Here is an 8,995-nt window from a genome sequence, read left to right on the forward strand (position 1 = left end):
AACAGCAACGCGCCGGTCAGTACTGACCGGCGCGCATTGCCTTCAGAGTTTCACCCCTGGCAAGCTGTATTACTTGCGCAGCTCCAGGGCTGCCTCGACCAGACCTGCGAACAGCGGGTGTGGGCGAGTTGGGCGGCTGGAGAGCTCTGGGTGCGCCTGCGTGGAGACGTAGTACGGATGCACGTCCTTCGGCAGTTCAACGAACTCGACCAGGCTGCCGTCTGGCGAGGTGCCAGCGAAGACCAGACCAGCTTCTTCAAGCTGGGCACGGTATGCGTTGTTGACCTCGTAGCGGTGGCGGTGGCGCTCTGCGACCTCGGTCTTGCCATAGGTTTCAGCAAGAACCGAACCTTCAAGCAGCTTCGCGTCGTACAGGCCCAGTCGCATGGTGCCGCCCAGATCGCCCTTGCCGTCGACGATCTCCAGCTGCTCTTCCATGGTAGCGATGACCGGGGTCGAGGTTTCTGGATCGAATTCGGTGGACGAGGCATCGGTGAGGCCAGCCATGTTGCGGGCGTATTCGATGACCATCGACTGCAGCCCCAGGCACAGGCCCAGGGTTGGCAGCTTGTTTTCGCGAGCGAAGCGCAGTGCGCCCAGCTTGCCTTCCAGGCCGCGGATGCCGAAGCCGCCGGGGACGCAGATTGCTTCTGCGCCTTCAAGCGCCTTGGCAGCCCCTGCCTCGGTAGCGCAGTCGTCAGCCGGCACCCAGCGGATGTTGACCTTCGCGTTGTTGGCGAAACCGCCGGCACGCAGTGCTTCGGTGACCGACAGGTAGGCATCCGGCAGATCGATGTACTTGCCCACCAAAGCGACGGTCAGCTCGGTTGCCGGGTTGTGCACGACTTCGAGCAGTCGATCCCACGACTCCCAGTCCACATCGCGGAACTTCATCTCCAAGGTCTGGACGATGTAAGCGTCCAGGCCCTGGGAGTGGATGACCTTGGGGATGTCGTAGATGCTTGGAGCGTCGGCGCAGTTGATGACTGCTTCGGTGTCCACATCGCAGGTGCGGCCGAGCTTGGCGCGCATCTCCGCAGGGATTGGCCGGTCCGAGCGGATCACCAGTGCGTCTGGCTGGATGCCGATCGAGCGCAAAGCCGCAACGGAGTGCTGGGTAGGCTTGGTCTTCAGTTCATGGCTCGGGCCGATGAACGGAACCAGGGAAACGTGCACGAAGAATGCGTTCTTTCGGCCGATGTCCTGGCGGACCTGGCGCGCCGCCTCGAGGAATGGCTGGGATTCGATATCGCCAACGGTGCCACCGATTTCCGTGATGATCACGTCGGGAGCCGACTTGCCGGCGCCCGGGTCGGTAGCCGCCAAGCGCATGCGGCGCTTGATCTCATCGGTGATGTGCGGGATGACCTGCACGGTATCGCCGAGGTATTCACCGCGGCGTTCGCGTTCCAGGACGGTCGAGTAGACCTGTCCGGTGGTCACGTTGGCGGTACCTGGCAGGTTTTCGTCCAGGAAACGCTCGTAGTGGCCGATGTCCAGGTCGGTTTCGGCACCATCGTCGGTAACGAAGACTTCACCGTGCTGGAAAGGGTTCATGGTACCTGGATCGACGTTCAGGTACGGGTCGAGCTTCTGCATGGTCACTGAGAGACCACGAGCTCGAAGTAGATGTCCGAGGCTGGATGCCGTCAAACCCTTACCCAGGGAAGAGGCCACACCGCCGGTGACGAAGATATGCTTTGTCGTTTCAGACGACCGAGAATCACGAGTTGAATTACGCTGCACCACGGGATTTCATCCTATCACCATTCCAATATTTCGCATCCTCATAAGACTCTAGTGCACCACCGGCCAATGCCATAGCATCCGCGTAATTCAGGGGTTCACCAAGACTTTTAGGCCTTCGCCAATTTCTTTGAGGTGAGCGATGACACTAGCTTCTGGGCATCCTCGAGCAGCTCCTCGGCATGCGCCTGCGCGGTGCCGGATTCCTCTTGGCCGGCGAGCATGCGCGCAAGCTCCTTGACGCGGGCTTCCTGATCCAGGCTGATGACGTCGCTGGCAGTGTAGCCAGCTCCGGCCTTCAACTTGGCATCTGAATTCTTGATCACACGGATATGCCGATCCGCATAGGCGGCCACCTGGGGCAGGTGGGTCACCACGATGACCTGCACATGCTTGGCCAGCATGGCCAGGCGCTCGCCAATGGCCACCGCTGCCTTGCCGCCCACGCCCTGGTCCACTTCATCGAAGACGAAGGTCGGTACCGGATCGACGGCTGCCAGGACGACTTCTATGGCTAGCATGACGCGGGAGAGCTCGCCGCCGCTGGCCCCCTTGCCCAGCGGCCGCGGCGAAGCGCCAGCATGCGGGGCCAGCAGCATGGAGATTGCGTCTTGCCCGAAACCGCCGGGTTCTTCCAATTCGCTCACCTCGATGACGAGCTTGGCATCGGGCATCGCCAGGGCCTTAAGCTCGGCCGAAACCTGCGCGGAGAGCTTCTTGGCTGCCTTGCGGCGCGCATCGGAGAGGTCCGAGGCCAGCGAGGAAACCTTGTGCTCCAGGTCGACGACTTCTACTTCCAGTTCCTCGATGCGCGAGTCGTCCCCGCCAAGTTCTTCGAGCCGGGAGCGGGATTCGGCCGCCCAGGCCAGCACCTCATCGATGCTCGGCGCGTACTTGCGCATGAGCTTGTTCAGGTCGGCACGGCGGGCTTCAATCTGCGCCAAGCGCTCCGGGCCTTCTTCATCGAGGTCGGCTACGTAGGAGGAAAGATCACTGGAGAGCTCAGATGCAAGAATGCCCAATTCAGCTGCCCGCCCTGCGAAAGCCGCCAGCACGGTGTCATCGCCGCTGGCCTGGCCCAGCACGCCGCGGGCGGTCTCGGCCAAGGTCGTCACGCCCGGGTTTTCGAAATCTTCGGAGTCGATGATGGCCTGGGCCTGCTGGCAGGCGGTACGCAGGGATTCGATATTGCCCAGCTTCATGGATTGCTCGCGCAGCGACTCGTCCTCGCCGGGCTGCGGATCCAGCGAATCGATCTCATCCAACGCCAGGCGCAAGTTCTCTGCTTCGCGTACGCGGTTGCGCGAATCGGTTTTCAGGCCAGCCAGCTCCTTGGAAGCCGAACGCCACTGGCGATAGGCGCGCTGGTAGCTGCTGAGCGTGCGCGACAGCGAGCTACCGGCAAAGCGGTCCAACGCGTCACGTTGGGCAACAGGTTCTTTCAGGCGGATCTGGTCCGACTGGCCGTGGACGGCAACCAGATCATGGCCCAGCTCGGCCAGCAACCCGACCGGGGCGCTTCGTCCTCCAATGGTGGCCCGCGAACGACCTTGGGCCGAGAGCGAGCGGGACAGCAGCAGCTCGCTGTTCTCCCCCGCCGGCTCGATGAACGCACCGGCCTGGCCTGCGGCATCGAGCACGTGGTGATCCGGGGGCAGGTGCACTACGGCTTCGGCCAGGGCATGCTTGGCACCGTTGCGCACCGCACCGGCATCGGCCCGGCGTCCAAGCAGCAGGGACAGGGCGGTGATCACCATGGTCTTGCCAGCGCCCGTTTCACCGGTGACTACCGTGAGCCCGGGGCCAAGCGGCAGCGTGGCCTCGGTAATCACTCCGAGGTTGGAGATCTGGATTTCCTGAATCATTGCCTGCTCCCGAATGTCGAGTTCAAGTCGTACCGTGCGTTTTTAGTATATGTGTTCTAATCCTATTTTTCGCAACTATGTTCGAGCGGGTGGAGAATTTTTCGCTGATGCGGGCGGTTAGCCCTGGTCCTCAGGCCGTCCCACCATGGGGATCCCCGGTTCATCGCGGTAGTGCGGATCGACGCTTTGCAGTCCCGGCCCGATCACCGGCAATGCCGTGGTTGCCGGACGGCGGGCCTCTTCCGTTGCCGGACCGCGCCAGCCGGTAATCGGCAGTTCGAATTTGTTGACCAGTCGCTCGGAGAATGGGGTCGTGTTCAGCCGGGCCATGTAGACCGGCCGATCGCTGCGCGTCACTTCCACGCGGGCTCCCGGCGGCAGCTCGATGGTGCGCCGGCCATCGCACCAGAGCACCGCGCCGGCATCGGTGCGGGTGAGCATTTCCACGGCCATGATCGAATCCGGGGAAATGACCAGGGGCTTGGCGAACAGGGCGTGCGCGGAGATTGGCACCATGATCAGCGCCGCGACATCCGGCCACACCACTGGTCCGCCGGCAGAGAAGGAGTATGCGGTGGAGCCGGTCGGCGTGGCCATTACGACGCCGTCGCATCCGAAGGTGGAGATCGGACGCCCATCGACCTCGATCACGACCTCGACCATGCGCTCGCGGTTGGCCTTTTCCACGGCGGCCTCGTTCAAGGCCCAGGTCTCGGCAAGGCAGACGTTATCCAGCCACACCTTGACCTCGATGGTCATGCGCTCTTCCACTGTATAGGTCTCATTGACCAGCGCCTGGACGGTGGAGGCCAGTTCGCTGCGTTCAGCTTCGGCGAGGAAACCCACATGCCCGAGGTTCACGCCCACCAGCGGCATCGGGGATTCGCGGACCAGTTCCGCGGCGCGCAGCACCGAGCCGTCGCCGCCGAGCACCACGCCCAAGTCGACGTCTTCGATCTGGCAATCCTCGTCGAGCACCTGCACCGAGGGCACAGCCGCGCCGATCGCTTCGGTCATCGCCAGCTGGTCCTTGCGGCGCATCACCGGGATGGCGCCTGCTTCATTGAGCAGGGCGCAGGTTTCGATGGCCGCGGTGATCGCTTCTTGGCGGCCGGTATGGGTGAAAATCAGGATTCGGCGCAAGGCGGTCGGCCCCTCTCAGCTTCGCGAGGTGCAAAATGACCGTGGTTATCGACCACGGCTAAAACACGTCACTACTAAGAATAGTCAACGTCCTGCCCGAAGAGCGGCACATCGGCAGGCTGTGGATTCCCGCCGGCGGCCAGCCAGAGGAAGAATTCGACGTTGCCGTCCTGTCCCGGCAGGGGGCTGCGGGCCAAGCCGCGCAGTTGCAGGCCCGCAGCGTGCGCGCTGGCCACGACCGCTTCCACGGCGCTGCGGCGCAGCTGCGGATCGGTGACCACGCCGGTACGGTTCAGATGCTCGCGCCCGACCTCGAACTGCGGCTTGACCATCAGCAGCAGCCCGCCGCCGTCCTTGGTGGCCGAGGCCAAAGCGTCGATCACCAAGCGCAGCGAGATAAAGGACAAGTCGGCTACTACGAGGTCGACTGGTCCACCAATATCTTCGGGGAGCAGATAACGCACGTTCAGCCCTTCGCGGACCGTGACGCGCGGGTTTTCGCGGATCTCATCGACCAGCTGGCCATGGCCTACATCGGCTGCGACCACGGACTTTGCCCCGCGGCGCAGCAGCACGTCGGTGAAACCGCCGGTGGAGGCGCCGGCATCCAGGCAGCGCAGGCCCGCAGGATCGATAGTCGCAAAGACATCTAGTGCGCCGGCGAGCTTGTGCCCGGCACGAGAGACGTACTCCTCGCCTTCGCTGGGCACCAGGGCCAGCTCGTCGGCCGCGGACACCTTCTTGGAGGCCTTGGCGGTTGCCTGCCCGTTCAGCAGCACCCTCCCGGCATCGATCAGCTTGGCAGCTTCGGTGCGCGAGCGCGCCAGCGCCCTGGTGACAAGTTCTTGATCCAGGCGATTCACGCGCCGTGCTCCGTACGGTTCAGTTCGTGCTGCAGGCCGGCAAGCAGCTGCTCATAGATTCCGGCATGCTCGGTAATGTCGTGGTCGGCCAGCGAGGACAGCGCCTGCTCGACTGCCGCCTCATCCAGCCCTCGGGGGCCGGGGCCTGGGACAGGTTCCTGTGGCTGCATGGCTAGCCCCGCACCTTCCGCAGGGCATCCAGCCCGCGTTCGGTGAACCGGATTTCCGGTTCTTCGTGCCGCGACTGGCGCGGGTGGGCCAGCCACCAGGCATGGCAGGCGGCGCGCCAGGCGTTCAGGTCCTGGTCGCTGCCCGTCACTTCGATCGCGCCGTGATCGACCTTGGCGACCGCGTCGCCGACCTGCACGCCGTAGCCGAGCACCTTGATGGTCGGGTAGGGACGGTACAGGTCGGCCAGGGAGTTGATGAGGTAGTTGGGTCGCTGCTCGACCGGAGCGCCCAGCGCTGTGCGCGGGGTGTCGACGCCGGTGAGCACCAGCGCGGTGGAGAATCCTGCACGGAAGCCGCCGAGGATGTCGGTGTCCAGGCGGTCGCCGACGACCAGCGGGCGCTGGGAATCCAGCCGGTCGGCGGCCCGTGCGAACAGGTAGGATTCGGGCTTTCCGGCCACCCGCGGTTCCACGCTGGTAGCCAGCTTCACCGCGTTGACCAGCGACCCGTTGCCCGGGGCCAGGCCCTCGGCGCGCGGGATCGTCAGGTCGGTGTTGGTGGCAACCCATGCGGCGCCGTTATTGATCGCATAGCTGGCCTCGGCCAGGTTCGTCCACGAGATGTCCGGGTCGAACCCCTGGATCACCGCTACGGGTTCTTCCTTATGGGTTTCGACGACTTCCAGCCCGCGCACGGCAATGCATTCGCGCAGGTAGGGGGAACCGACCACCAGGACCTTGGATCCCGGATTCAGTTCGCGGGCCAGCATCTCCGCGCCGGCGTCGGCCGAGCCGAAGACCTGCTCGGCGCTGGTCTTCACACCCAGCTGGCGCAGGTGCGCCGCGACCGACATCGGCGAACGCCCGGCATTGTTGGTAATGAACGCCAGTGTGACATTCACTTCCGCGAGGGTGTTCAGCGACTCGACGGCGTCGTCAATGGCGTTCGGGCCAGCATAGACGACGCCATCCAAATCGGAGAGGACAGAATCAAATCCGGAGATCAGCATTCGGTGGTGGTTCCTACTACTTTAGGTATTTGGCTACTACGCCAAAGCTTACTTCGTCGATTCGTCTTCCACGTCGGCTTCGGCGGCGTCCGTGTCGGATTCGACGACCACGTTCAGGTCATCGTCCTCGTCGATGCCGGTCTGCTCGGCTCCAGGCTCTTCAGCTTCGTCTGCGGTTGCGTCGGCAGCCGCTTCCGAGGACTCGGAAGGTTCGATCAGATCCTTGGCACGCGGGGTTTCCTCTTCCTCGTCCAGCTCCGGAGCCAGGTCCATGATGAAGGATTCGGTTTCGCGTTCGATGCCCAGGGCGCTTTCGGCAACCTCCACCTGTGCATTCCAGCGCTTCGCGTCTTCTGCACGGCCGGCAGCCGAGAGCAGGTCAGCGTAGGCGGTGAACAGGCGCGGGCTGAAGGAGAAGGCGCGGTTGAAGTTCAGCTGCTCCAGCGACTCCAGCTCAGCCAGTGCCTTGTCCAGCTTACCCAGGTCGGCGTAGGAGCCAGCGGCAACCATCTGCATTTCGACCTTGACGGCAGTTTCCAGGTTGGCGCATTCCTCGGAGTGCGCCAGCTCGATGGCTTTCTCCGCACGGCCCAGGCCGCGCAGCGAGTCGGCGATCAACGGCAGGTTGTAGTCCGAGCCGGAAATGCGGCGGTGGGTGCGCAGCTCACGCAGCGCGTCGGCGTACTTGCCGGCATGGTAGGCGGCAATGCCAACGGCTTCGCGCACGACGGCGACGCGGCCGCCACGGCGCGATGCCGCCAGGGTGTGCTGGTAAGCCAGTTCCGGGTCCTCTTCCAGCAGGCGGCCAGCCATCACCAGGTGCTTGGCGACCCAGCTTGCCGAACGCTCTTCGAGGTAGCGCAGCTGTGCGCGTGCTACACGGTCCAGCTCCTTGCCAGTAACGTCCTCATCGATGTCCGGGGACTGCTCGCGATCGGAGCGGTTCGAGATGCGCAGATCGCCCGGGTTGTGCGCGCGTGGTGCATTCTCGCGCTTGTCGGCAAAGCGGTCCTCGCGTGCTGGACGATCCCCCTTGGAACGACGGTCATCGGCGCGCTTGAAGCCGCCACCGCGGTTGTCATCACGACGCTCGCCACGGAAGCTGCCACGGTCATCGTTGCGCTTGAAATCGCCGCGGTTGTCATCACGCTTGAACCCGCCACCGCGGTTGTCATCACGACGTTCACCACGGAAACCGCCACGGTCATCGTTGCGCTTGAAATCGACGCGGTTGTCATCACGCTTGAACCCGCCACCGCGGTTGTCATCGCGACGTTCACCACGGAAACCGCCACGGTCATCGTTGCGTTTGAAACCGCCGCGATCATCATTACGCTTGAACCCGCCATCGCGGTTGTCATTGCGCTTGAAGCCACCACCGCGGTTGTCATCACGGCGCTCGCTACGGAAACCGCCACGGTCATCGTTACGATTGCTACGGAAACCGCCACGGTCATCGTTGCGCTTAAAGCCACCGCGATCATCGTTGCGCTTGAACCCGCCACCGCGGTTGTCATCACGGCGCTCACCACGGAAACCGCCACGGTCGTCATTACGCTTGAACCCGCCACCGCGGTTGTCATCACGGCGCTCACCACGGAAACCGCCACGGTCGTCATTACGCTTGAACCCGCCACCGCGGTTGTCATCACGGCGCTCACCACGGAAACCGCCACGATCATCATTACGCTTGAACCCGCCACCGCGGTTGTCATCACGGCGCTCACCGCGGAATCCACCACGGTTATCGTCGGTGCGCTTGAAATCGCTGCGGTCATCGCGACGCTTGAAACCATCGCGGGAGTTGTTGCGGCTTGAGTTTGAGTTCCGGAAGTCGCCTCGTCCGTTGTCGGAGTTACGGCGGAATTCGTTAGACATCTAATGTCCCCTTCAGCGGCTATCTCAATACCGCAACCTTCGTGATTGCCTTAGCAAATCACTTCACTATTAACTATTCTGCACGCCATAAAGGCATGTACATCTAACTTCAAGTCTACGGGAGCCACGAGACATACCATAGGGAAACAGGTGCAATGTGGCAAGACACTCAGTCACTCCACTTAGGTTTTCTCTTCGGCTCAATGCCGGCCTGATCCGTTGTGGAGCGGGGCACGGCAGCGGCCAGCGGCCAAACCCCCTTAAACACGAACAGGCCAGGCAATAGCACCTGGCCGCACTCCTGCGGGTTAAACAGGTGA

8 protein-coding genes are annotated in these 8,995 nt (G+C 63.3%); 1 reads left to right on the top strand and 7 read right to left on the bottom strand.

Translation table 11 applies throughout. The features are described 5' to 3' along the window. Positions 1 to 69 precede the first annotated feature (69 nt). The 7 genes from BKX98_RS14080 to BKX98_RS16685 form a co-directional block, all read right to left on the bottom strand. Positions 70 to 1,749 carry a CTP synthase gene (locus tag BKX98_RS14080; RefSeq protein WP_038990321.1) on the bottom strand — a complete coding sequence of 560 codons (1,680 nt, stop codon included), beginning with the start codon at positions 1,747 to 1,749 and terminating at the stop codon, positions 70 to 72. Positions 1,750 to 1,856: 107 nt separating this feature from the next. Beyond that, positions 1,857 to 3,611 (bottom strand): DNA repair protein RecN, encoded by a 1,755-nt coding sequence (recN, locus tag BKX98_RS14085; protein ID WP_073707688.1) that lies wholly within the window; start codon positions 3,609 to 3,611, stop codon positions 1,857 to 1,859. Positions 3,612 to 3,728: 117 nt separating this feature from the next. Next, positions 3,729 to 4,754 carry an NAD kinase gene (locus BKX98_RS14090; protein ID WP_052253599.1) on the bottom strand — a complete coding sequence of 342 codons (1,026 nt, stop codon included), beginning with the start codon at positions 4,752 to 4,754 and terminating at the stop codon, positions 3,729 to 3,731. A gap of 74 nt (positions 4,755 to 4,828) precedes the next feature. Continuing rightward, the gene (locus BKX98_RS14095; RefSeq protein ID WP_066137492.1) at positions 4,829 to 5,617 is read right to left on the bottom strand and encodes a TlyA family RNA methyltransferase; all 789 of its coding nucleotides are present in this window, start codon (positions 5,615 to 5,617) and stop codon (positions 4,829 to 4,831) included. Further along, positions 5,614 to 5,787 carry a hypothetical protein gene (locus tag BKX98_RS17070; protein WP_158024703.1) on the bottom strand — a complete coding sequence of 58 codons (174 nt, stop codon included), beginning with the start codon at positions 5,785 to 5,787 and terminating at the stop codon, positions 5,614 to 5,616. Before BKX98_RS17070 ends, BKX98_RS14095 begins: the two co-directional genes overlap by 4 nt. 2 nt (positions 5,788 to 5,789) lie before the next feature. Next, positions 5,790 to 6,797, bottom strand: coding sequence for an HAD-IIA family hydrolase (locus tag BKX98_RS14100; protein ID WP_038990318.1), 1,008 nt, complete (start codon positions 6,795 to 6,797; stop codon positions 5,790 to 5,792). Positions 6,798 to 6,845: 48 nt separating this feature from the next. Further along, positions 6,846 to 7,610 (bottom strand): hypothetical protein, encoded by a 765-nt coding sequence (locus BKX98_RS16685; RefSeq protein WP_083586922.1) that lies wholly within the window; start codon positions 7,608 to 7,610, stop codon positions 6,846 to 6,848. A gap of 6 nt (positions 7,611 to 7,616) precedes the next feature. Between BKX98_RS16685 and BKX98_RS16690 the strand changes: the two genes are divergently transcribed. Next, positions 7,617 to 8,615, top strand: a complete 999-nt coding sequence (locus BKX98_RS16690; protein ID WP_083586924.1) for a hypothetical protein — start codon at positions 7,617 to 7,619, stop codon at positions 8,613 to 8,615. Positions 8,616 to 8,995 lie beyond the last annotated feature (380 nt).

Source organism: Glutamicibacter sp. 0426, from assembly GCF_001906485.1.
In the GTDB taxonomy this organism is placed as follows: Bacteria; Actinomycetota; Actinomycetes; order Actinomycetales; family Micrococcaceae; genus Glutamicibacter; species Glutamicibacter nicotianae.

Bases quoted from the DNA above. Each gene is read 5' to 3' on its own strand.
- recN (WP_073707688.1), bottom strand. From the start codon at position 3,611: ATGATTCAGGAAATCCAGATCTCCAACCTCGGAGTGATTACCGAGGCC.
- BKX98_RS17070 (WP_158024703.1), bottom strand. From the start codon at position 5,787: ATGCAGCCACAGGAACCTGTCCCAGGCCCCGGCCCCCGAGGGCTGGAT.
- BKX98_RS14100 (WP_038990318.1), bottom strand. From the start codon at position 6,797: ATGCTGATCTCCGGATTTGATTCTGTCCTCTCCGATTTGGATGGCGTC.
- BKX98_RS16685 (WP_083586922.1), bottom strand. From the start codon at position 7,610: ATGGCTGGCCGCCTGCTGGAAGAGGACCCGGAACTGGCTTACCAGCAC.